Genomic DNA, 23,742 nt, shown 5'->3' on the forward strand with positions numbered 1-23,742 from the left:
ATTTTATTCAGCCTTGCTGTGCGGGATAGAAATAGCGAAAGGTTAAATTCAGTCGTGGCTCAGTGATTTTGCTGGATTTCATCAACGCATGTTTCCAGTAGCGCTGAGTCTGCCCACGCATTACGATCAATTGCCCACTGTGTAGCATAAGCTCAACTTTTTCCTGTTTAAACTTGTGCTTAAAGCAAAACTTACGGGTTGCACCAAAACTGAGTGAGGCAATCACCACATTGTCTTGCTGCGGCGAACGTAATGAAGGTTCATCATCACTATGCCAGCCCACAGCTTGGCTACCATTTTCATATAAATTGGCTAAACATGAATTAAATGGATGTCCCACCAGTTGCTCAATATGCTGTTTTAAACGAAACAAAGCAGGATTCCACAACAGTGCTTGCTTGGCACTCCCCGAATAGTGATATTGATACTCAGCATCGCCATACCACACCACTTTTCGTTCCGTGACATAACGTTTGCCATGTAACACGACCTCGTCAGGTTGCCATGCCAAATGCGCTAAAAAATAATCCAAATATTTCGCACTTTGCTCCGCAGTTAAAATCAAGCCCAAATCTTGCACCTGTCCATCACATGGGAGCACGTTTGCTTGCGGTTCAGGACTAAACAGATCTAAGGTCATGACTTTCCCTCCTCTGCAAACAGTTTAACTGAATTTAGAACGACACAAATCAAAACAAAGTCACAGCTTGTCGCCTAACCGCCTTATGCATACACTCATGTGAACTTTCACAATAAAAAGAAGCATGTATGAACCTTTGGCAGTTGTTTCAAAAGCTTCGCCCCTTTGTCCACCCCTATCGGATATTGGTGATTGCGACCTTGATCCTGACGCTCATTGGTTCCTTCACCGCGCAGGTCAATGCCCTGACTTTGCAATATGCCGTCGACAGTATCAACCGTCTGGTCGAACAAGGCCAAGGACTGACCGAAGGCCTACACATTTTGATCACTATTTCTGTGATTTTACTCAGCAAAGAAATCATCAGTGCCTTGGTGCAGTTTGGTCAAAAGTTTTATGGGGAAAAACTGCGCATTCTGGTATCACAAGACTTAGCGCAAAGTATTATTGAAAAATTCCTGAACTATCGTTTGACCTTTTTTAATGCCGATCAGAACCAAGCGGGTAAGCTACAAACGCGAATTGACCGTGGCATTGGTTCGCTCACCCGTCTCATACAAATCTTTTTTATTGATATTTTACCGCTCTTTAGCAGTGCGATTGTGGCTCTGGGACTGATGTACTATGCCAATGCTTATGTCGGTTTGGTGGCGACCTGTATTATCCCAATTTACTTTTGGCTGACCTTCCAACAAGCTAAGAAACTGGGGGGATGGCGGCGCAATCTACGTGATGGTCGTGAAAAAAAGAGCCAAGGCATTCTCAGTATTATCCAGTCAATTAGCGTGATTAAGTCCTTTAACCGAGAGTCCATTGAGTCCACCAAACAACTGAAACTGCAAAAAGCACTGACCGAAAACCAGATGCAAACACGGCAGCTCAGTTTTTTATTTGATGGCTTAAAGGCATTTATTGAACAAATCGGGATTGTGCTGATTATCATCCTCACGGCGTACTTTGTACTCGATGGACAGATGAGCATCGGGATGATCATGTTTCATATTTTATTGTTCAATAATGTCTCCGCACCCATTCGTTCATTGCACCGTATTTATGATGAAGTGAATGATGCGATGATTTACGCTGAAAGCTTTTTTAAAATTTTAGAAGCCGATGATGAAATCGAGCAAAGTGGTACGCTCAAACCCTCAATTCAAGGTAAGTTCACCTTAAAGCATGTCGATTTTTTCTATCCCAATGGTCATCATGCATTAAAGCAAATCAACATGGAAATTCGACCGAATAAAATCACAGCGTTGGTCGGTTTATCGGGCGCAGGCAAATCCACTTTAATTAGCTTATTGGATAAGTTTCATCAGCCTGATGCAGGAAAAATTGAGCTCGATGGGATTGATCTACAAGACATAAACACCGCCTATTTACGTGATCACATTGGTCTCGTCTTACAGAAAAATCACATTTTCCAAGGCAGTATTTTAGACAATATTCGTTATGGAAAAATCAATGCCACAGATGATGAAGTCTACGTTGCCGCAGAAAAAGCGTCCATTCACAAGCAAATTCTTCAATTGCCCGAAACCTATCAATCCGATGCCCTGATGCTCTCAGGCGGGCAACAACAACGCATTGCGCTGGCACGCATGTTCCTCAAAAACCCACCGATTATTTTTCTAGATGAGCCAACCGCCAGCCTCGATGCGATTGCTAGCGAGCAGATTAAACATAGCCTCGATCAGATCAAACAAGGGCGAACGGTGATTATTATTTCACATAGTTTGTCGCAAATTATTGATGCTGATTATACCTATGTGATGAAAGAAGGCTATATTGCTGAACATGGAGAACATGAAGCACTGTACCGTCAGGAAGGCGTTTATAAAGAAATTTTTGATGCGATGGCCAAGAGCCTAAATATTGAAAAAATTGCCAAAACGTTTGAAGATGATACTGAGGAAGAAACGCATAGTTAACTTCTCTTCGATATAAAAAAAGCTCCCTCAGGAGCTTTGTGACATCTCAATTAAGGCTGTTTTAAATATGGCCAAGCTGCCTTGAGATAAATAAACATCGACCACAAAGTCAGAATTACTGCGGTATACAACAATGCATAAGCCAACATTTCAAGCGGTTGCCAATTCAGTAAGAACACGGTAATTGCAATCATCTGAAAAGCGGTTTTATATTTTCCAACCGTAGATACGGCTACATTGGTACGTGCACCTAATTCCGCCATCCATTCACGCAGTGCTGACACCGTAATTTCACGGGAAATAATCACAATCGCCGCAAATGCCATCGAAATTTCAGGTTTCCACTGCACCAATACAATCAGTGCAGCTGCCACCATCAGCTTATCCGCCACAGGGTCTAAGAAACGTCCAAATGCAGAAGTCTGATTTAAAGTCCGCGCCAAATAACCATCGAACCAATCTGTCACCGCAGCAACAACAAAAATAGACGTCAATAAAATATGACGAGACATATTGCCAGCGTGTTCAGCAATACCCATTACAGGAGGCCAATAAGCCACCAATAAGAAGACCGGAATTAGGGCAATACGCGCCAAGGTCAAGATGTTTGGAATATTCAGGATTCGACCTGCTGTCATAGACACCGCCAATTTTTCCCCTTCATGCGCGATGAAACCATCGATCTATTTTCGCATGCGACTCATCGTAATTAGGCCTCACTTTATACGAATTGAGGTACAGTGTCACTAGGCAAACACGGTTACTGTTTGCCGTGAGATGGCGATTAAACGGTTTTCTGCATCCCATAAATAAGCAGACTCCGTCGAATAGCCGTCTGCTGCATATTGCGTTTCAACTTGAAATTTCATCCAATCATGTAACTGATTTTTCAGCGGATGCACATAGGTCAAATGCCAGGTCAACGAACTTGCAGGTGCCATCGTTTTAAACATGGGCAAGACGCCTGGTGGCCAAATGTCCATCGACACCATCAAGTCTGCCACAGTCATGTCACGATTTTCATGCAAATTGGGGTTAAAACGATACCAGCCTGAAAAGTCAGGTTTTGGACTGGCTGTACACGGATACTGCCCTGTCACCCACACCATATCCAGCTGCCTAAAGCACTCGGGTGCAAGTGGATGATGCGGTGCGGTTGTCAGACCTTCAACCGATGGAAACGTTGGCGCTACAGGTTCTTGATGCACATGAATACTCGATTCACGCTGAGTCCCGAAGCTTGCCACTAAAATACTTTGAACCGCATCATCCTGCCATAAGCGTACTTCCAAAGTAGTCACTGACTTGCCTTGACGTAGAATCTCGCTGGTTAAACGAACTTTGCCCTGCTGTATTGGCCCAACAAAAGTTACGCTACAACTGAGTAAATGTTTCGTATCATCAGCAACAGTCAACAATGCTTTTTGCATCATTAAACCTGCGACTAGTCCCCCATAAATCGTGCGTCCTTGCAACCAACCTGTGGGTATATCAATCCATTCTTGTTCTGCTAAAGCTTGATAAATGTGTTGAAGCGACATGTGGCATCCTTGTTTTAAATTCCATCCATATCTTTACAACACAATTCAACCAATGTGAATGATCAATGACCCATGGGTCAATAAGCACTTTTGCCATCGCAGTGGATGCTGTTCTACTCATGCAAAACTTTATAAATAGTACGGGCCATCACTTCACCCAAACCGGGGACTAGAGTTAAGTCTTTTTCGGAGGCTTTCAACACCCCTTGAATCCCACCAAAGTGAGTCAATAAATCACGGCGCCGTTTCGGCCCCAAACCTGGGATCACTTCCAAAATGGATGAACCCCGCTTTTTATCACGTTTGGCGCGGTGTTTAGTAATCGCAAAGCGATGCGCCTCATCACGCACCTGTTGTATCAAATGCAATGCTTTATGGTCTTCAGGCAACTGAATTTTTGTTCCATCGGTAAAGTGTAAGGTCTCAAGGCCCGGTTTACGTCCTTCGCCTTTTGACACCCCAACCATAAAGGCTTCTAAACCCAGCTCTTGCATGACGTCCATCGCCATATGCAACTGCCCTTTACCACCATCAATCAAAAGTAAATCAGGCAACATGGCTTTTTTATAACGACGAGTCAGCGCTTGACGCATTGCAGCATAGTCATCACCCGCAGTAATGTCTTGAATTGAAAACTGACGATAATCGCGCTTACGAATGCCGCCACTATCGAATACTACACACGAAGCCACGGTTTCTTCGCCCATGGTATGTGAGATGTCAAAACATTCAATTCGATCAATCGGACGCCCGACCACTTGTTCAAGTTGATGGAAACGCTCATTCAGCTCAAAGTGATTGGCCAATTGTCCTTTGATCGCATGCTGCACATTCATTTGTGCCAGTTCTAACCATTCTGCACGTGTCTCACGCACGCTATGCTTAATCTGTACTTTCTTATCAAACTGTTGTTGTAGCGCCTGTTCCAGTTCTTTTCGATCGGGCAGTTCAACATTCACAATCAATTCGTTCGGCACTTCATCTGCCACTTGGAAATAGAAGTTCGCCATGAAGTCGGCCAGCATTTGCCCTAAATCATCTCCAAGCATATCTGGAAAATAACTTTTACCTCCCAACATTTTGCCGTTGCGCACATGCATGATCTGCACGCAAGTCACCCCTGCCTGATAAGCAATCGCTAAAATATCGGCTTCACCTTTGAGTTTATAAATGGCCTGTTGTGACTGAACATCCCGCAGTAGCGCCATACGGTCACGGTAAAACACCGCTTTCTCAAACTCTAAGGCTTCGGCTGCTTGCTCCATTTTCGCAATCAGTTCTTGATTCAGCTCTTTGGTGTCCCCTTGTAAAAAACGAATCGAGTTATCGACATCATTTTTATACTCTTCGGGACTAATGAGTCCCACACACGGCGCTGAACAACGTTTGATTTGATATTGCAAACAAGGACGCTTACGCTGCGAAAAATAGCTATTTTCACACTGGCGAACATTAAACAATTTTTGCAAAACCAACAAAGTATCCCGTGCATTATATGCACTCGGATACGGTCCAAAGAACTTCCCAACTTGGTGTTTGCCTTTGCCCCGACCCGATGCAATCCGTGGATACGGTTTGTCGGCAGAAACAAAGATATAGACATAGGACTTATCGTCCCTGAGCATAATGTTATAGGGTGGACGATGTAGCTTAATCAGGTTTTGTTCAAGCAGCAGCGCTTCGGTTTCGGAACGAACGACTAAGGTTTCGATGTCATAAATACGCGCCACCAAAGCTTGCGTCTTCGGATGCTCAATGGTTTTGACAAAATAACTGGAAACACGATTTTTTAAATTTTTCGCTTTGCCTACATATAGCAGTTCACCGTCTTTACCAAGCATGCGGTAAACGCCTGGTAATGTGGTCATATTGGCTAAAATTTTTTCGATATGTTCTCGTGCGTTTTCGTTCACAGGGTTCCCTAATGTTCTCGGCTCGCCGTCAACTGTTTTGCTTAGGCTTAACCATTGATCTGTCTTTTAGATTGGGCATGTCTGATGCATTTCAAACACATGACAAGTGTATCTAAAAGCTAGTTTGGCCAGTATAAGACGTTGATACTGAGGTTGAAAACTTACTCCAGATCCATCGCTTCAAAATCAATCCGTTCAAACACACCTTGCTCATTACGGGCAAAGTGACTTCCCGCAGGCGCATTTAAGTGAGCAATGATGTCCGCATCATAATTGGCAATCACATTGACCTCATAGAAACCTAAATTGTCAGGGTCTTCAATATAGTCATCTCCTTCTTCACCTGATAAAAAAACCCAACCACTTTCATCACTAGATTGTGCTTCTGCGCGGTACATATAGGCCACTTTTAGGCCTTGCACCGTAATCATATCTGAAGCGATACAATTTCCCATATGTGGCACTAAAGTTTGAATTTGTGTCAGACTCAACTGATACGACTTCATAAGCATACCCTTCAACGGCAAGTAGAGGTTTGTAGGGGTGAACAGGACTCAAGTTTATTTTACTTTATTCCCCCACGACATATTTGAGCAAGGCATTCACTCGCTTAGACCCATAAAGCATACAACATGCCTAAGACGATATTTATGACCGTTTTAACGACGCTTTAAATGCTACTTTGTCTTTCGGTGACACCAAAATGGTTTTGATTTGGCCCTCTTTCAAGTATTCAATCTTTAGACGGTCTAAAGACAAAGCAGGTGAACTGATCGAATTATCGGTTTCAGAAACTGACTGTATCGCGCTTAAGGGAATGATCCATTTAAAACAGAGACTGCGAATTGTCAGTTGCTCCTGATCGACCACATAGCGAGTACTCCACAACGGCCACCACAGCAAAACAATAGTCAAGACATAGACCACAACGAACAAGAGATTTTGCATCAAAATGCCTTTGCCATAGGTGGTCAAAATCAATTGGGCCAACAGGCCTGACATGGCAATAATAAATCCCAGAAACCACCAGTCCATCTTCGAACGAAACTTTTGCACCTTGAACCCCCATGCTTTATCTAAGTTATAAGTTGCGATCTTAAATAAATGAAACAGATACGCGCTCATGTTGTTTTTAGTTGTAACCAGATAAAGCATAAAGCCATGTGTGGTTCGAATCCACTGCAAGTCTAGAAATAAGTAGAAAAATCAAAATAACAAATAAGCTCCCCCATTTTCTACCTAAATAAAAAACGCCCCTCAGGGCGTTTCATGTACTTTAAAACACATAAGGTCGAACAAAGATCAAGAAGAAAATTCCGAGCATCAGGAACCACTTTAAAAAGTAATACAGTTGGCGGTTAGTTTTCTTCAAGGCTTTGGCTTTGATTCGTACTTGATAGACATAACCAAAGACTTTATTCAGCCCACCCGTTTGGTCGCCTGCTTCATTTGGAGAGCTGGCAGCGGTCATGACTTTTTTACCAAACCAGTGATTAAAACGTTCCATAAAATGTGTCTTCAACGGACGTTCGACATCAGCAAAGAAAATAATGCGGTTTTGATCAGTCTTATTTTCTGCATAGTGAATATAAGTTTCATCAAAGACCACGCTTTCACCATCTCGCCATGAATAGCGCTGACCATCCACATCAATAAAGCAACGATCATCGTTCGGTGTAATCAACCCCAAGTGATAACGCAATGAACCCGCATAGGGGTCACGGTGACGAACCAAACGGCTGTCTGGTGCAAGTTCAGTAAACATCGCGGCTTTAATGGTCGGCAAGGTTTTCAGCAACGCCGTCGTTTTTGGACAAAGCTCAGCAGCTGACGGATGCGCAGAGTCATACCATTTCAGATAAAAACGCTTCCAGCCTGTTTTGAAAAAGGAATTAAACCCCAAGTCATCATAACTACTCGATGCTTTAATTCCGCCTTTTTCATATAAAACTTTTGCTTCATCACGAATCATTTCCCAGTTTTCATCCAACACTTTTAAGTCTTGAAAATGCTGGGTATCGATATATGGCTGATTCGGCACCTTTGAAAACATGTACATGAGGTAGTTAATCGGTGCAAGAATCGTTGAATGATCGAAAAATTGACGATAAAACGAGTGACGAACCTTCCCACGTTGCTGAATATAAAGTGCAGAAAGAATAAAAATCGCCAGAATGATCCACTTAATCATATGAAAACCTGGAAACTAAAGAAAACAAAATAACAAAAAAGACCAATATTCGGTCTAGACTGTGAATTGTAACATAGGCTGCAAAGTACGTCCTATTTCCAGCTTTTCATCACAAGTTTTCATTATGTTTGGGTTTACCTACTAGTGCAGCATTGACTAAATTGCCAAAACTGCCACAAAGATTGACTTGAAATATAAGGGCGCTATCTCATCATTTTTTGATCACTCATCCCTAAAAAATCTTAAATGAAACAAAAACTTCACAATATTTAATGCACATCCATTAAAAATACATCACACAAGCACACGAAATAATTGAATAAAAATAGATGACCCTTGCGTCACGGCTTGATACAACTTGTTATGTTCTTTTTCGATATAGTTATCGTAAGATTGGCGAAGCATAGATGTACGTAGGAATGACGTACTCGCTTCACAACATCAACTTAGAAGTCCTCCAAAATAAAGGAGATCAGGCATGATCCACGCTGGCAATGCCATTACCGTCCAAATGCTTTCGGACGGAATTGCAGAATTCCGCTTTGACTTACAAGGTGAGTCGGTCAACAAATTTAACCGTGCAACGATTGAAGATTTCAAAGCTGCAATTGACGCTGTTAAAGCAAATGGTGACATCAAAGGTTTAATCGTTACTTCGGCTAAATCTACATTTATCGTTGGCGCAGATATTACTGAATTTGGTGCAAACTTCGCTCAAGGCGAACAAGCGATTGTGGATTGGGCATTGCCTGTTCACGACATCTTCAATAGTTTTGAAGATTTAGAGATTCCTAAAGTTGCTGCGATCAATGGTATGGCATTGGGCGGTGGTTTTGAAATGTGCCTTGTGTGTGACTACCGTGTGATGTCAGAAGCGGCTCAAGTCGGTCTTCCTGAAATCAAACTCGGCATCTTCCCTGGTTTCGGTGGCACGGTTCGTTTAAGCCGTCTCATTGGTATCGATAATGCGGTTGAATGGATGGCAATGGCTAATCCTAAAAAACCAGCTGCTGCACTAAAAGATGGTGCTGTGGATGCAGTGGTTGCTGCCGCCAAACTTCAAGACGCTGCAATTGACTTGGTTAAACAAGCCCTTGCTGGCCGTGTAGACTGGAAAGCAAAACGCCAAGAAAAACTGGACCCAGTTAAATTGAACCAAATCGAGCAAATGATGGCGTTCAACTCGGCGAAAGGTGCAGTTCTTGCAAAAGCAAATCCTGCTCAATACCCTGCGCCTAAGCTACTTCTTGACTCATTACAAGCCGGTGCAAGCCTTCCACGTAATGAAGCACTTCAAGCTGAAGCAGCAGGTTTTGCAAAAGCAGCGATTACACCACAAGCAGGTGCATTAATTGGTCTATTCATCAATGACCAAGTGGTGAAGAAAACTTCGAAGAAATATGAAAAAGGTGCGCACCCAGTAAACCAAGCGGCAGTTCTAGGCGCTGGTATTATGGGTGGCGGTATTGCTTACCAAGCGGCAAGCAAAGGCACACCAATTATCATGAAAGACATTGGTAATCCACAACTTGCTTTAGGTATGAAAGAAGCAAATGGCTTACTGACTAAACAAGTTGAACGCAAGAAAATGAAGCCTGCTCAAATGGGTGAAACACTTGCGCGCATCCGTCCAACTTTAAGCTATGACGAGTTTAAAGAAGTGGACATCGTGATTGAAGCGGTGACTGAGAACCCTAAAGTAAAAGGCATTGTACTGGCTGAAACAGAGAAAAATGTTCGTGACAACACGATCATTGCTTCAAATACGTCTACGATTTCAATTACACGTTTGGCAGAAAACCTACAACGTCCTGAAAACTTCGTCGGTATGCACTTCTTTAACCCAGTACACATGATGCCATTGGTCGAAGTGATTCGTGGTGAGAAAACTTCTGCTGAAGCAATTGCAACGACTGTAGTGCTTGCTCAGAAAATGGGTAAAACTCCAATCGTAGTGAATGACTGCCCAGGCTTCTTGGTTAACCGCGTATTGTTCCCTTACTTTGGTGCATTCGACCTTCTATTGAAAGACGGTGCTGACTTCCAACAAGTCGACAAAGTGATGGAAAAATTCGGCTGGCCTATGGGTCCTGCTTACCTCATCGACGTTGTTGGTATCGACACGGGCGTTCACGGTGCAGAAGTGATGGCGGAAGGCTTCCCTGACCGCATGAAGCCAGATTTCAAAGGCGCGACTTTAACCATGTACGAAAACAAACGTCTTGGTCAAAAGAACGATGTGGGTTTCTATAAGTATGAACTCGACAAGAAAGGCAAAAAAGCCAAAACTGTCGATCCAGTAGCTTATGAACTTCTGGCTTCTGTTGCGACTGCTGAAAAACACGAATTCGATGCTCAAGAAATCATTGACCGTATGATGCTGGCTTTCTGTAACGAAACTGTTCGTTGCCTAGAAGACAACATCGTCGCGACTGCTTCTGAAGCAGACATGGCGATGATTATGGGTGTAGGTTTCCCTCCATTCCGTGGTGGTCCATGCCGTTACATCGACCAAACAGGTGTTGCTGAATACGTTGCACTTTGCGACAAATATGCACACTTAGGTAAGGCTTATGAAGCGCCGCAAATGTTGCGTGACATGGCTGCTAACAACAAAAAATTCTACGGTTAAGGAGCAACGTGAATGGCTACTTTAAATCCACGTGACGTTGTCATCGTTGATGGCGTACGTTCAGCAATGGGTAAAACCAAAAACGGTATGTTCCGCAATGTACGTGCTGACAGCTTATCGGCTGAATTGGTTCGTGCTTTAGTTGCTCGTAACCAGTTTGACACCAATGAAGTTGAAGACTTGATCTGGGGCTGTGTAAACCAGACTCTAGAGCAAGGTATGAACATTGGCCGTAACATTGGTTTATTGGCTGACCTTCCAAAAACTGTGGCAGGTCAAACGGTTAACCGTCTTTGTGGTTCATCTATGCAAGCGCTTCACACCGCTGCTGCACAGATTGCAACCAACCAAGGTGATATCTTCATCATTGGTGGTGTAGAGCACATGGGTCACGTAGGGATGATGCACGGCATCGACCTGAACCCAGAAGCGTCTAAGCACTATGCAAAAGCGTCTAACATGATGGGCTTAACGGCTGAAATGTTAGGTCGTATGAACGGCATTTCACGTGAAGAACAAGATGCGTTCGGTGTTGAATCTCACCGCCGCGCTTGGGCTGCAACGCAAGAAGGCCGTTTCAAAAATGAAATCGTAGGTGTTGAAGGTCATGATGCTAATGGCTTCAAAATCCTGTGCGACATCGACGAAGTGATTCGTCCAGATGCAAACCTTGAAGCATTCAAAGGTTTACGTCCTGTATTTGACCCGAAAGGCGGTACAGTAACAGCTGCGACTTCTTCAGCTTTGTCTGATGGTGCATCTGCAATGTTGTTGATGTCTGCTGAACGTGCTCAAGCTTTAGGTCTTAAGCCTCGTGCTGTGATTCGCTCTATGGCGGTTGCAGGCTGTGACGCTGCGATCATGGGTTATGGTCCTGTACCTGCAACTCAAAAAGCGCTTAAACGTGCTGGCTTAACGATGGCAGATATCCAAACCATCGAGTTAAACGAAGCATTTGCTGCTCAAGGCTTATCAGTCATGAAAGGCTTAGGCGTGTATGAGAAGCAAGACATCATTAACTTAAATGGTGGTGCGATTGCTCTTGGTCACCCATTGGGTTGCTCTGGTGCGCGTATTACAACGACGTTGTTGAACGTGATGGAACAACAAGATACACAAATCGGTCTTGCGACCATGTGTATCGGCCTTGGTCAAGGTATCGCAACCATTATCGAACGTGTTTAATATTTAGTTAAATACTGAGATACAAAGAACCCCGCTTAGTGCGGGGTTTCTTAAGGGTTTGATTTAAAGTTTTTTAATAAATTTGAGACATGCTCCATCCCATCAAAAGTTGAGGGTATATTTTCATCTGAAGAAACAATGGAGGAAAATATAATATTCTCAAACTTTTCAAAACCTTCTTTATTGGCTTCTTTGAGCTCTTTCGATTTTTCTGCATAGCTTTGAATAAATTGACACAATGTCATACGTAATTCGAGTTGCATGATTTGAGATTTGACCGATTTGATATTGTGTAAAACAATTCTAAAAAACCAAAAAAGAACGAATAAAAGCGTTAGTGTTGGAAAAACAATAAATAACACTTTCGTTGAATCTATACTATTTAAATTATCAAATACCCATGCCAGTTCTAAAAGGGGTATTGATATAATGATAAGCCCTATAAAAAAATACTGAATTTTTAAACTATCAAGTTCATCGACTTTCTTCTTGAGAAGGCTTGAAAAACCTTGATATAGACCTACAAAATTAAAAGCTGTCTGATAAGTATCTAACTTATCTTTAAGAACTTCTACAGCCGACTTTTTCTCTTGAAACTCATTATTCCATGTATCTATTTTAGATATAGACTCATTTTTTGTTCGTATAAATTCTTCAACCTTATTAATATCTGTACTTTTGATTGCATTTGATAAAGCTCTAGCATGATCAGAATGGAATTCTTCTTGCATGATGAGCGTTGGCAGATCATCTAATAAATTTATACACCATGAAGATTTTTCAAAAAATTCCTTCCTATTTCGTCTAATCAATTCATTTAATGAATAAAAATCATCCCTTTCATCTATACTATAATTCCCTCTAAAACTTAATTCTCTTAGATAAATCACTAAAAATAAAGCCAGCCTATGTAAACGAATAACTTCATCATCTTTACTAAAGCTTGGCTTTGTTGCACAAAGCTGTTCTTAAGGGCTTCTTCAGCAATATAATTTCCAAATGAAGAAGCCTACACACAAAATCTACCGCACAACCAATTGGCCCGCATATAACCGAGCTCTCATTAATCGTGGGAATATTGCCATTTGGTTCGATCCAAAAACACAATGGTATGCAGAACCTCAAGGCAAACAAGGTCGAAGTCAAACCTACTCCGACATAGCGATTCAATGCTGTTTGATGATCAAATCTCTATTTAGACTTACTTTACGCATGGTCACTGGCTTTGTTCAAAGCTTAATTAAACTTTGTGGATTAGATTGGACAGCACCAGATTACAGTACGCTTTGTAGAAGACAAAAGCATATTGATATTGCAATTAGTTATCAGAAAAACAGTGATGGGCTTCATCTACTCGTAGACTCTACTGGCTTAAAGTTTTTGGGCGAAGGTGAATGGAAACGTAAAAAGCATCAGTCTGAATATCGTCGCCAATGGTGTAAACTTCATATTGGTATAGATGCTAGAACCCTGCAAATACGAGCCGTTCAGCTCACGACCAACAATGTAAGTGATTCACAGGTGCTTGGGGATTTACTCAATCAGATTCCATTGGATGAGCAGATTGACTCCGTATATACCGATGGCGCTTATGACACCAAGCAATGCCGACAGGTCATTGCAGATCGGCAAGCACATGCAGTGATTCCACCTAGAAAAAATGCCAAGCCTTGGAAAGATAAAAAAGTTCATTCGCTAGAGCGAAATGAATTACTTCGCACTGTTAAACGTTTAGGCAGGACACTATGGAAAAAATGGTCGGGCTACCATCAGCGAAGTCTGGTTGAAACCAAGATGCACTGCATCAAATTATTAGGCGATAAACTCAGTGCTAGGAACTTTCAAAGCCAAGTCAACGAGGTACATGCTCGTATAGCCATTTTAAATAGATTTACAGAATTAGGCCGACCTCATACCCAAGTTGTCACTTAAATTTGAGCAACTTAGGAAAGCTCTATCTTTAAGGGCTTTATGCAACAAAGCCCTAAAGCTTGCAAATCCACCGTCCCAAGCTCTCATTAACTTCAATCCTCGATAATTTCGACATGTAATTAGCTGGGTATTCAGCCTATTAACAAAAGAACTATCATTTATAATCGAGTGAAGAGCTAAAAGGTTCTTAGCTAGTAGCCCATCAAAATCACTTTGACTCTCATATTTTTCTGCAATTCCAAGAATTTTATTTATAGTATCTAAAGATTCTTGAATCTCAAATTCAAATTTTTCACCCATTATTTCCCCCACCTAAAGTAAAACCTATTGGCCAATAATACGCTGCGCCAACAATGTCGCAAAATGCTGTTTAATCCGATTACCCTGCTTATCAACCCGATGCAACTCCCCGACATTTTCATTGTATTTCACAATATTCCAACCCTTGTATAGCGCACTTAACTCTCCTGCTTTAAACGCAAATGGAAAGTCAGCCTGCGCAGGAATATCATCGGTATCCATCGCACATACGATCAAGTTAAACCCATTTGCATTTGTGGCTTGCTGCATCTGCGCAATCAACGGTTTTACCGTTGGCGCCTGCAAGAACATCATCACCACCGTACAGCAAATAAAGTCGTATGTACCTGTAATGTTTGGGTCAGCATTGAGATCGCGCTGTTGCAGATGAATCTTTTGAATACCTTCGGCGTCGATAATCTGCTGTAATTTTTGTAAACTTTGCGGATTCACATCCCAAGCATCTACCTCAAAACCCTGCTGATTTAAATACAGCGAATTTCGCCCCTGCCCACAGCCGACATCCAAAGCCCGACCACCGTGTAAATACGGCGTAGTCGCCAAAATTTCTGAATGCGTAGGTGAAAGCTGATATTTCTTATAAAAATAATCCTGCGGAGTACAGTAAAATTGCAACTGACACACTATGTCATCACTGGTCGAAACAATCTTGTGCCATGCTTGAGGTGCAATAAACGGTGGCTGTTGCTCAGGTGTAAATAGATGCTCAGATTGCACTTGGCCTGCCTCATCTAAAAAAGCAAAGCTTAGTTCACCTTGATAAATCTTTAGCTTGGCCCACGTGCCCGCTTTGGTATTGTGTTGATTTTTAAACCCTTGTGGAATGGTCTGCGCAGTCCACACAGGCAGTTCTTTATAACAAATCAAGTTTTCCATCAGCCGATTTCCCACCTTGTTATGACGTATTTGCTAGTCCATCGTTTATTATTGAACGCTTGTATGATCATATCCAGTTCAGACTCAAATGAACATTCATTCGTTATCTAGAAACAGCAGATGGATAAGAAATAAAATCCTTCGCTCCCCTACATTGAGCGACTCGTAAAACTCTCATTACTTTAAACTTTTGAGCTTTGACGCCTTTTTGAACATTTTAATGATAGGCTTAAAGACAATAAAAATTCAGCTTAGCTATATTTCAAATGATTCGGAGTCTATCGATGTTTGCATCACCTTTAAAAACCATCATTTGTTTAGGCGTCATAGGAACATTATTCACAGGCTGTGCCACCAAAACCCTGATGACCAAAGACAATAAAACCTATACCCGTACCAACAAAGTCACCTTGATCGAAGACCAAGTGGTCGCTTTTGGCAAACCAGCTCAGCCTCTGCCAAATTTACCTGCGCATAGTTTAGTGATTGCAGGGCAACAAAAAAGTTATGTATTGACCCAAGGCGGGCCTCAATTTGTCAGTTTGATTGGGAAACTGGACCCGAAAAATATTCAAGTCACCCGAGAACTAAACTTCTACTCAGAAAAGAATGATGGTCATTTTACAGGGACACTGCCATTGTCTTATGTGAAACTCAAAGAAGACATCAGCAAAAAAGATCTGGAATTTTTTATTGAAAATGGTGCGAAGGAATGTTCGAGTTCCAGTGATGAACGCATGTTTGCGCAGCGTTTCTGTTTTGAGGTCAAACTGGCAGGTGTGGTTTATCCTGCGGCGAATAATTTAGCGTCTTTAAAAGCCTTGAGTAAGCCTTATCAGGTCAGCATTTATACCCATCAAGAGGAAAGTTATAAATCCAAGTCAGGCATGAATCCTTTTGAAAAATTAGTGCTGTTGCCTTTTGCCGTAGCAATCGACGTGGTCAGTCTACCCTTCCAAGCAGCCGATAAAATTTTTGATTAAACCCATAAAAGCACAGCGCCTAGAACGAATCGGGCACTGTGCTTTTTTGTGAAGGATTTAACTTAAAAGCTCACCCATCAACCAAGCCATATACTTTTCTTTGTCCATAAAGTCAGGTGCGCTGCCCGTATCTAGACTGAAATACTGTTGGTTGAACTGAATCACGATTTGTTCGGTGTGGTGCCAGTCTTCGATCATTTTGAAATATTGGTTGAAGAAAAATCGATTCTTCCCCCAGTTGCTTAAACGTTCTAATTTTGGATAGTTTTTATTTTCTACAAACTCACTATACACATGCTGAATATCATCAAAAACATGTATGGTTCTCATGACTCACCTGCCTGCACTGAAAAGTCGTCATCGTTGTGATAACTTTAATCTAGCAAGCTATTTTGAACAGCAGATGACAGCCTGCTTACAAAACTGTCATCTTTGCCCTATGTTATAACTTTTGTTCCACCTCTTTTTGGGTCTGTTTTTCGACCTGCTGCATTTGGCTATTCAGTTCCAAAATCTCTTTATACAGTGCATTAAACTGCTGTAGTGGGGCATCTTCATAAAACATAAAGGTATTATTTTTCTTTTCCCATTGGTTATTTTTCAGTACCAAGAAAATTTGATCCGCCTTGGCTAAATTCTGTTGTTCTAAACTAAATAAGCGGGTAGCTTCATGGCTTTTTTCACTGGCTTTCATGCTGTCGGTCAGTTGATGGCGGAACCGCGAAGATATTGCTAAATCTTTGGCCTGAGCAATGGCCTCTTTTTGACGTTGTTCAACCTGCTGTGCATAGCTATCGACAACAGTATGTACGTCTTTCAGCATTTGCTCCGTTTCAGCATAATTGTTCTTTTTGTCTTTGCTTAATCGATCAATATTTAAAAATTGATCCCAATTTAAAGCTTTTAGATCTCGTAGATATTGATTGCGCGCTTCAGCATTTTTCAGCATATGACTGAGCACAAACTCCGCCATAATTTTGTAGTCGCCTGTCAGACGTGGGTCTTTTACATCGACTTGAATTGGTGTGGTCCAATCTTGAGCTTGTTGGTAAATTTGTTCAGTCTTTTCATACAGCACCGTTTCATAGCGTTGTAGCTGCTGCTGCTCTTTTTGTTGTTGAGCATACTGATAAAACATCCAACCAAAAACGGCACTGGTCGCCAGAACTAAAATCAACACGATACGTCGCATGTTCAGCTTCCTCTTCATTTCTTTTCATCATAGCAAATAAAGGCACATGATCAATATTTCAACATGTTGTCGATATTTGAGGATGCTAAAGCCGTACACTCCCCAAGAGGAGGAGGAATGCACTGGCGATAAACCAATAAGGCAGTGTTACTTCGCTGGAGCTATTCTTGGTTGCTGACTATTCTGTTGAATCCCTTGCATAAAATTCCGATCAACCTGCCCAATCGAAATTTGTTCACGGGCAATTTGTACATTGGTCGCGTTACGGTCTATGCCAAATGGCTGCAACATAATATATAAACCTTCAGTAGGATTAGACGACTGCAAACCAGCGGCAATGTTCAAAACATGCTCACGTAATAAGGGCGGCACAGAATTCAGATCTGCCGTGACCGCAGGTGGCAAGATATCGATATTTTGAGTAATGGTCGGATCGACCACAAAAGACTGTGCATCATCCTGTAACTGAACGATACGGTGCTGCAAGGCTTTACGAATATTTTCATCCTGTTGATAAGGAATCACGCCCGTTTCAGCACGTAACTCTGATTCCGCCATGGTTTTAAAAGTGGGTAGACTCACAATCTCACCATTGGCTTGCAGTAAAGTCGGCATAAAAAGCAGAGCGCAACAAAAAACTGGAAGAGAATTTAAAAATTTCATAGAACAATCCCAAACGATAAGAGATATAAAAAGGCATGCTCACACTGAGCGCCTTCTCTCTATTGTATATTTTTCGATCTTTGTGCTGCGTAGTTGTCAGATAAGCGGTCAAGCCCAGAGGATTCAACTGATTGAATCCATAGCGAAACCGCTTTTTTTAATGGGCCTGCTTTAAATTTTATAACTCATCCCCATCATTTCCTTAATTGCTCTTTTTACTATTTTTGAGAAATCCCATGCGCGTAGATATTTGGTCAGATGTTGTTTGTCCTTTTTGTTATATTGGCAAAAAACGTTTAGAAGCGGCGGCTGAACAAGCCGGTGTGGAATTGGAAGTGCATTGGCACAGTTTTGAACTGGATCCAGATGCTCCAGTACGCCAAGAAATGTCGAACTCTGAACGTCTTGCACTAAAATACGGTCGCACAGTGGCTGAAGTTGAAGAGATGCAACGTAATATTGCCAAAATGGCTGCGGAGGAAGGCATTGAATTTAACTGGGAAAATGCCAACTCAGGCAACAGTTTCAATGCACACCGTATTATTCACCTCGCTCAAAGCCATGGTTTAGGTAATGAAGCAAAAGAAGCCTTTTTCTTTAGCTATATGACACAAGGCTTACCGATTGGTGAACGTGAAACCATTGAAGACGTGGCCTCGCGTATTGGCTTAAACCCAGTTGAAGTAGATGATGTGCTGGATTCTGACGAATATGCAGATTTCGTGAAGTTTGACCAAGAAGTGGCACGTGAACAACTGAAAGTAACGGGTGTACCTTTCTTTGTTTTTGATCAGCGAGTGGCTTTAGCGGGTGCACAGCCGCGTGAAGTATTCTTACAAGTCCTTGAAAAAGCACAAATGCCAACAGAAGAAAATAATGCGGCACAGTGTTCAGATGAGTCTTGTGAAATACCAAAACAATCATAAGGATACTGGATTTAGACTTTAACTGAGCCCTATCCATAGATGAGAAAATCCCCGATCCGCGGGGATTTTTTATAGGTTTTAAAAAACGGACTTGTGTTTAATCGACCAAGAAACTAATTTTAAAGTTAACTCGATATTCTACAATTTGCTTGTCCTTAATCACCACTTTTTGTTGATTAATTCATGCACCTTGAGCATTTTTCATGGTCTTAGTGACTTTTTCGACCCCAGTCTGAATCACATCTTCAAAACTTTGGGCACTACTCGAATTGCCTTCTATCACTTTTGCAATCGCTATCTGTTTGTCCTCAGCTATTATTTTTTGCCTATTCATCTTGGATTTTTTTTGACCAAAAAATAGATAACTAAGCTTTTCACAGTAACCCTACACAGTATGCACAATCAAAAAATTTTAAATTGATGAATATTTAACCAAATAATCATGTAAATCCAAGCCCTTTCCAGGTCTCGATTCAGACAAAAATGCCTACTTTCAGGATTCATTTTAAACTTGAAAATCTAAATTTTCACTTTAAATTTAAACAGCTTAGAACTGAGTAAAAACTCTATACAAGACTAGAGTATTTATTCTAATTTATTGTTTTTTAACAACAAATGAACTCACCATTCATCTTTTACTGTCCTAAAACAGAGCTTAAATCGATCATTTTTTGATATTATTCATGCGAAATTTATCTTTTTTAAAACTCCCAGTCTCCTAAGTGAGACCTCCTTTTTAGAGGAAATATCATGAACGCTGTTAAATATGCTTTGGCTGTCGCTGTAATGGCTCTTTCTGCAACTGTTTCTGCACAAGTTGTTTTTGTTCCAAATTTTCCTGTAAAAAAACCAGCAGAAACTCAAACAGCAACGGCTGATGCTCCTGCTGCACCACATCAAGGAGCGTAATTTGCGTTGACTTGGTCAAAAATAGGCAATGTTGATTGCCTATTTTTTTGCCCAAAATTGCAAAGAACTGACAAAAAATTTCAGCTATGCCCCCTCTAGGGCAAAAATATTTAATTCAATCTGTGCTGAAATCGAAATTATTTACATTTTTTACTACCCTTTTCTCGTATCAAGTGCAGAATAATTTTTGCCTATTTATTCTTTTCTAATTATGATCAAACAAGAAGACTAAACTCCAAAACCAATAAATTAAATGCACTCAATAGCACATGCCTATGCAAAACTTACAAGCCCTCATCCAAGGCCGTATTCCCCCCCAAGCCATTGACCTTGATCAATTGATTGCTTTTGCACAGCAGTATACGCAGCCGACTTCAGCCGAATATAAATTACTTGAACTGGCCATCAATATGGTTTTAGCAAGCTATTTGGAACAAGCACAAAAACAACTGTAGAGTTCAGCGCATGAAAGCAATCGAAAAAGCACTGCTGATCAAAGAACTGCATCAATTGATTGATGGTTTGGAACATCAATCTCTGTCTTTTTTTGAAATTGCGCGCTCCAAAAAGCGTATCCGTGAAATTTTTGCACTCTGTGATGAGCCCATTTTTCAAAAACAACTCGAAGCCTATAAAGCACTAACTCAGCCTCAGGCTGCGGCTGAACGCTGGATACAAAAAAGCCCCTATCAGCATACCTATATTGGACTGTTTCAATACGAGTCTGCTTTAACTGATGCCTTAAAACAACAGACGACATTCGCATGGGGGGTTTTATATAAATCAGGTTTAGGTTGGCAAATTGCTTTTCAAAATACTCCAACCAGACTATCTAGTAGCCCATGGCACATGAAGTTTGAGCACGTTTACCAATGGTTCTTGAGCCATGCACAAAGCGCTCAACATCCCGAGAACGTCCCTTTTCTCACGACACCTGAAACATCCGCAGAAGTTGCAGAAGTTGCAGAAGTTGCAGAAGTTGCAGAAGTTGCAGAAGTTGCAGAAGTTGCAGAAGTTGCAGAAGTTGCAGAAGTTGCAGAAGTTGCAGAAGTTGCAGAAGTTGCAGAAGTTGCAGAAGTTGCAGAAGTTGCAGAAGTTGCAGAAGTTGCAGAAGTTGCAGAAAATCAGTTTATCGTCCCTGTTGCAACAATATTCGATGAAAAAACTGCCATCGGGCATGCACAGAATAATGTGGTTAGCAATGCTTTTGTTTTCACGGGTATTGAGCTTTTAAGTATTGCTACAAAAGATGATACATCGGCTGAACAAACCCAAGAGTCTGAATCATTCTTCCCCGAAGCCAACCCAGATTCTGGTCTGGTTTTATCTGAGTCTAAAGCATCACTTCATTTTAAGACGGAAATACAACCTACATTTGACAGCAGCCCAAATGCAACTCAAATTGAAGAAACGGAACTCAGCTCTTTTAACCAAAGTACTGTAGAAGAAGTGATCTCAATTAATGCTATTGAGCCAAGCATCAAGCGAGATAAGGAACTTGAAAATCTGGTTGATATTGTACAAACAGATTTAGGTCTTCAACCCGAAGTATTACTAGAAAATCATTCGATTCTCAGCAATCTGCCGCTTTTAAGTGATGCATTATGTCCGCCTCAGGAAGAGTCTATAATCGATGCTGTTGCACCCATTCAATTTGACCTTAAGCCAAGTGCATCTATTTCAACGCTTGCCATTCAGGACTTTATCCAAAGGCGATCGATCTTAGCTGAACCACAACTTACAGACATTTCATTTGTACCTCATCAGCAAAATCTACTTGAAATCGAGACAACAGCACCGTGCCCTGCTGTGCAGGATAGCCATACCGACAGCTCAGAAACAATGGCTCTTGCTGCGCCGCAATCCATACTACCCACACAGATCCATCTGGGACAATATCAAGCGCAATTACACACGCTACATCAACCAAACTTAGATCCTAAGCTGTATGGCCTCGACATTTCAGGACACACTAAGATTAATCAAAATATCGATTTTGTGATCCACAGCGACCAACTCGATCATTGGTTGGACTATCCCATCTATTTGGCAGAACAGACTAATCATCACGGCGGGTTTATTAAGTATCTGGGCCTATTCGGTGCTAAGAGTCCCACGGAAGCCATTCGGTTGAGCCAACAATTTGCCCAGAGTGGTCAGCATCAAATCGTAGCCCTCCGCGAAATTGAATGGGACCATCTACAGGGTCACATGCATGATGTGTTTACGCTGTTTCAGCTGTATACCCAACAGGCCAAACTGGTATGGCATATTGAGGACTATCACCCATTTATTCTGGCCGATTTACTCAATAGCCGAAAATTTATTCATTTTGAAGAAAGCGCCGCTGATATAAATACCCCCATTTTAGTGTTAAAAGAGCGACAAAAGATTCGAGTGATTCATGGCCAAAAGCGGGTCGAGCTTTCACGTAACGAGATCGCCTATCCGTGCTTGGTCTTAGACCGACAACACGGTGTTAGTTGGCAGTTGATTCAAAATACGATCTCAGCTTTGCCTGAACCTATCACCGTGTTTCAATTATTTGATTCTATTCAAAAACAACTGAGTAGCGAGTTGTAGAGTTTTGTATTTTCTACTTGTGTTCTTATGTGAAATTTACAACACTAAAACATCGAAGAACAATAAAGTACGAAAGCATGCTAAGAACTCAACATGTGGGATCTATCTCTTTATTTTTCTGCCTAAGTTTAGGTGCATACGTCAACGTGGCTTGGGCGGAAAGCAATACCAACAGCACAGACCATTTTGTGCCACCTCACGACGTGGCTGAAATTGACAAAATCGCATCGCCCCCCAAAGGTAATGGACTTTTGTACCAAATTCCGCAGTGGATCGACTCACTTCCAACCGTTCTACCTAAAGAATCGAACGAGCTGATTGTGCCCACGACAGACCTCACTGAAGAACGCACGTGGGTCGACCGCCAGCAAAAAGAAGTTCGAAACTGGGCAGACCGAACAGCCGCCAAAATGGACAATTGGTTTGGTGAAACCGATCCTAAAAAACCAGCCACAGCCACCTTACGGGTCTTGGTCGATAACCGTTGGAATAAACATGATGAATACGATGTAAAACCGCGGATTCGGGGTCGGGTTAAGCTTCCAACCTTAGAACATAAACTCAGCGTGGTGTTTGGGGATGACTCTTTAGATAACGAACTGCAAAATAATGTTGCGATTAGCAATGAAAATCCACCCAGTACAAATAACGATAAATCATTTGACCGTCGTCAAACCCGTGATGCCAATAGTTCACTGGCCTTAAGATGGTCACAACTGTCAGATCGCCTGCCTTTTGAAACCGATTTCGACTTGGGAGTACGTTCAGGGGATGATATCTATGCACGTATCGAGTTATCGAAAGAATGGAAACTCGACAATGATTTTCGCGCTTATGCTGAACAGATTTATCGTTATGGTATCGACAGTGAAAATTACTTACGTACTAACCTAGAGCTGACGCATGCGCGACCCAATCAACCCTTTTTATCCAATCAGTTCAGTCTGACCTATGCAGACGATCAGGATGATGATCTGCTCTGGGATAACTACAGCTTTAGACAACACCAATTCTTTCATGGCAATCGTTTTAACTATGGCATTTACACCGGTGGTTTCTACAACAATGATGACCTGCGCTTGAACCGTTGGGGGCCTTTTGTCTCGTGGCGCCAACCGTTCTTAAGAGAGTGGTTCTATATCCAAGGTGATTTAAATTATTTTAACGATCACCGTGAAGACCGTAGCCATTACGTCAGTGCCTTGGTACGTTTTGAAGCTTTATTTTAAGGCCGTGGTGAATCTTTAGGCTGAACTGTGGATAAGTTCTAACTTATCCACGGATATCCACATCAGCTTCTTTTCCACCGATTTAATCGATACGT

23 protein-coding genes and 1 pseudogene are annotated in these 23,742 nt (G+C 41.7%); 10 read left to right on the forward strand and 14 right to left on the reverse strand.

The genetic code is table 11. The features are described 5' to 3' along the window. Nucleotides 1–7: 7 nt before the first annotated feature. Entirely contained in the window at nucleotides 8–640 is a 633-nt protein-coding gene (locus CDG62_RS17765) for an alpha-ketoglutarate-dependent dioxygenase AlkB family protein (protein ID WP_087527065.1), read from the reverse strand. Between the two features lie 128 nt (nucleotides 641–768). On the opposite strand from CDG62_RS17765, the gene CDG62_RS17770 reads away from it, so the two are divergent. After that, nucleotides 769–2,571 carry an ABC transporter ATP-binding protein gene (locus CDG62_RS17770; RefSeq protein ID WP_087527066.1) on the forward strand — a complete coding sequence of 601 codons (1,803 nt, stop codon included), beginning with the start codon at nucleotides 769–771 and terminating at the stop codon, nucleotides 2,569–2,571. 50 nt (nucleotides 2,572–2,621) lie between these two features. Here CDG62_RS17770 and pgsA read toward each other — a convergent pair whose 3' ends face one another. The 6 genes from pgsA to lpxO all read right to left on the reverse strand — a co-directional run bounded on the left by pgsA (nucleotide 2,622) and on the right by lpxO (nucleotide 8,216). Then, nucleotides 2,622–3,209 (reverse strand): CDP-diacylglycerol--glycerol-3-phosphate 3-phosphatidyltransferase, encoded by a 588-nt coding sequence (pgsA, locus tag CDG62_RS17775; protein WP_086209710.1) that lies wholly within the window; start codon nucleotides 3,207–3,209, stop codon nucleotides 2,622–2,624. A gap of 108 nt (nucleotides 3,210–3,317) precedes the next feature. After that, nucleotides 3,318–4,112: a thioesterase family protein gene (locus tag CDG62_RS17780; protein WP_087527067.1), complete on the reverse strand. Its 795-nt coding sequence runs from the start codon at nucleotides 4,110–4,112 to the stop codon at nucleotides 3,318–3,320. Between the two features lie 113 nt (nucleotides 4,113–4,225). Beyond that, nucleotides 4,226–6,025 carry an excinuclease ABC subunit UvrC gene (gene uvrC, locus CDG62_RS17785; protein ID WP_087527068.1) on the reverse strand — a complete coding sequence of 600 codons (1,800 nt, stop codon included), beginning with the start codon at nucleotides 6,023–6,025 and terminating at the stop codon, nucleotides 4,226–4,228. A gap of 161 nt (nucleotides 6,026–6,186) precedes the next feature. Continuing rightward, nucleotides 6,187–6,531: a DUF2185 domain-containing protein gene (locus tag CDG62_RS17790; protein ID WP_087527069.1), complete on the reverse strand. Its 345-nt coding sequence runs from the start codon at nucleotides 6,529–6,531 to the stop codon at nucleotides 6,187–6,189. Between the two features lie 142 nt (nucleotides 6,532–6,673). After that, nucleotides 6,674–7,081 carry a PH domain-containing protein gene (locus CDG62_RS17795; protein ID WP_087527074.1) on the reverse strand — a complete coding sequence of 136 codons (408 nt, stop codon included), beginning with the start codon at nucleotides 7,079–7,081 and terminating at the stop codon, nucleotides 6,674–6,676. Between the two features lie 220 nt (nucleotides 7,082–7,301). Next, nucleotides 7,302–8,216 carry a lipid A hydroxylase LpxO gene (gene lpxO, locus CDG62_RS17800; RefSeq protein WP_087527070.1) on the reverse strand — a complete coding sequence of 305 codons (915 nt, stop codon included), beginning with the start codon at nucleotides 8,214–8,216 and terminating at the stop codon, nucleotides 7,302–7,304. Nucleotides 8,217–8,694: 478 nt separating this feature from the next. Between lpxO and fadB the strand changes: the two genes are divergently transcribed. Together fadB and fadA are read left to right on the forward strand one after the other, a co-directional pair. Further along, a complete protein-coding gene (gene fadB, locus CDG62_RS17805; protein WP_087527071.1) occupies nucleotides 8,695–10,848 on the forward strand; it encodes a fatty acid oxidation complex subunit alpha FadB in 2,154 nt (717 codons plus the stop codon). Nucleotides 10,849–10,860: 12 nt separating this feature from the next. Continuing rightward, entirely contained in the window at nucleotides 10,861–12,033 is a 1,173-nt protein-coding gene (gene fadA, locus CDG62_RS17810) for an acetyl-CoA C-acyltransferase FadA (protein ID WP_086209718.1), read from the forward strand. Between the two features lie 50 nt (nucleotides 12,034–12,083). Here the strand turns inward: fadA and CDG62_RS19715 are convergent, their stop codons facing one another. Next, nucleotides 12,084–12,923, reverse strand: coding sequence for a hypothetical protein (locus CDG62_RS19715; protein WP_228254411.1), 840 nt, complete (start codon nucleotides 12,921–12,923; stop codon nucleotides 12,084–12,086). 109 nt (nucleotides 12,924–13,032) lie between these two features. Between CDG62_RS19715 and CDG62_RS17820 the strand changes: the two genes are divergently transcribed. After that, the gene (locus CDG62_RS17820) at nucleotides 13,033–13,965 is read left to right on the forward strand and encodes an IS5 family transposase (RefSeq protein ID WP_087528927.1); all 933 of its coding nucleotides are present in this window, start codon (nucleotides 13,033–13,035) and stop codon (nucleotides 13,963–13,965) included. Here the strand turns inward: CDG62_RS17820 and CDG62_RS17825 are convergent. Together CDG62_RS17825 and tehB are read right to left on the reverse strand one after the other, a co-directional pair. Further along, nucleotides 13,933–14,265, reverse strand: coding sequence for a hypothetical protein (locus CDG62_RS17825; RefSeq protein WP_228254412.1), 333 nt, complete (start codon nucleotides 14,263–14,265; stop codon nucleotides 13,933–13,935). The genes CDG62_RS17820 and CDG62_RS17825 overlap by 33 nt on opposite strands. A gap of 24 nt (nucleotides 14,266–14,289) precedes the next feature. Beyond that, complete coding sequence (gene tehB / locus CDG62_RS17830) at nucleotides 14,290–15,162, reverse strand: SAM-dependent methyltransferase TehB (RefSeq protein WP_087528613.1); 873 nt, start codon at nucleotides 15,160–15,162, stop codon at nucleotides 14,290–14,292. Nucleotides 15,163–15,446: 284 nt separating this feature from the next. Between tehB and CDG62_RS17835 the strand changes: the two genes are divergently transcribed. After that, nucleotides 15,447–16,145 (forward strand): hypothetical protein, encoded by a 699-nt coding sequence (locus CDG62_RS17835; protein WP_087528614.1) that lies wholly within the window; start codon nucleotides 15,447–15,449, stop codon nucleotides 16,143–16,145. A 57-nt stretch (nucleotides 16,146–16,202) separates the two neighbouring features. Here CDG62_RS17835 and CDG62_RS17840 read toward each other — a convergent pair whose 3' ends face one another. The 3 genes from CDG62_RS17840 to CDG62_RS17850 form a co-directional block, all read right to left on the reverse strand. Beyond that, on the reverse strand, nucleotides 16,203–16,475 hold the full coding sequence (locus tag CDG62_RS17840) for a hypothetical protein (RefSeq protein WP_087528615.1): 273 nt from the start codon (nucleotides 16,473–16,475) through the stop codon (nucleotides 16,203–16,205). Between the two features lie 112 nt (nucleotides 16,476–16,587). Then, on the reverse strand, nucleotides 16,588–17,337 hold the full coding sequence (locus CDG62_RS17845; protein WP_087528616.1) for a hypothetical protein: 750 nt from the start codon (nucleotides 17,335–17,337) through the stop codon (nucleotides 16,588–16,590). A 147-nt stretch (nucleotides 17,338–17,484) separates the two neighbouring features. After that, nucleotides 17,485–18,000: a hypothetical protein gene (locus tag CDG62_RS17850; RefSeq protein ID WP_087528617.1), complete on the reverse strand. Its 516-nt coding sequence runs from the start codon at nucleotides 17,998–18,000 to the stop codon at nucleotides 17,485–17,487. 236 nt (nucleotides 18,001–18,236) lie between these two features. Here CDG62_RS17850 and CDG62_RS17855 point away from each other — a divergent pair, with 236 nt between their 5' ends. Next, nucleotides 18,237–18,926: a DsbA family oxidoreductase gene (locus tag CDG62_RS17855; RefSeq protein WP_087528618.1), complete on the forward strand. Its 690-nt coding sequence runs from the start codon at nucleotides 18,237–18,239 to the stop codon at nucleotides 18,924–18,926. A gap of 97 nt (nucleotides 18,927–19,023) precedes the next feature. Here the strand turns inward: CDG62_RS17855 and CDG62_RS17860 are convergent. Further along, nucleotides 19,024–19,224 (reverse strand): annotated as a pseudogene (locus tag CDG62_RS17860) (dodecin family protein). A 452-nt stretch (nucleotides 19,225–19,676) separates the two neighbouring features. On the opposite strand from CDG62_RS17860, the gene CDG62_RS19400 reads away from it, so the two are divergent. From CDG62_RS19400 to CDG62_RS17875, 4 genes are all read left to right on the forward strand, one after another. Beyond that, nucleotides 19,677–19,835, forward strand: a complete 159-nt coding sequence (locus CDG62_RS19400) for a hypothetical protein (protein ID WP_162904048.1) — start codon at nucleotides 19,677–19,679, stop codon at nucleotides 19,833–19,835. Nucleotides 19,836–20,110: 275 nt separating this feature from the next. Beyond that, nucleotides 20,111–20,290 (forward strand): hypothetical protein, encoded by a 180-nt coding sequence (locus CDG62_RS17865; protein ID WP_159152926.1) that lies wholly within the window; start codon nucleotides 20,111–20,113, stop codon nucleotides 20,288–20,290. 10 nt (nucleotides 20,291–20,300) lie between these two features. After that, nucleotides 20,301–22,418 (forward strand): hypothetical protein, encoded by a 2,118-nt coding sequence (locus CDG62_RS17870; protein WP_119496098.1) that lies wholly within the window; start codon nucleotides 20,301–20,303, stop codon nucleotides 22,416–22,418. 77 nt (nucleotides 22,419–22,495) lie between these two features. Beyond that, nucleotides 22,496–23,647: a hypothetical protein gene (locus CDG62_RS17875; protein ID WP_087528621.1), complete on the forward strand. Its 1,152-nt coding sequence runs from the start codon at nucleotides 22,496–22,498 to the stop codon at nucleotides 23,645–23,647. Nucleotides 23,648–23,742 lie beyond the last annotated feature (95 nt).

It is taken from the genome of Acinetobacter sp. WCHA55, from assembly GCF_002165305.2.
Lineage (GTDB): Bacteria > Pseudomonadota > Gammaproteobacteria > Pseudomonadales > Moraxellaceae > Acinetobacter.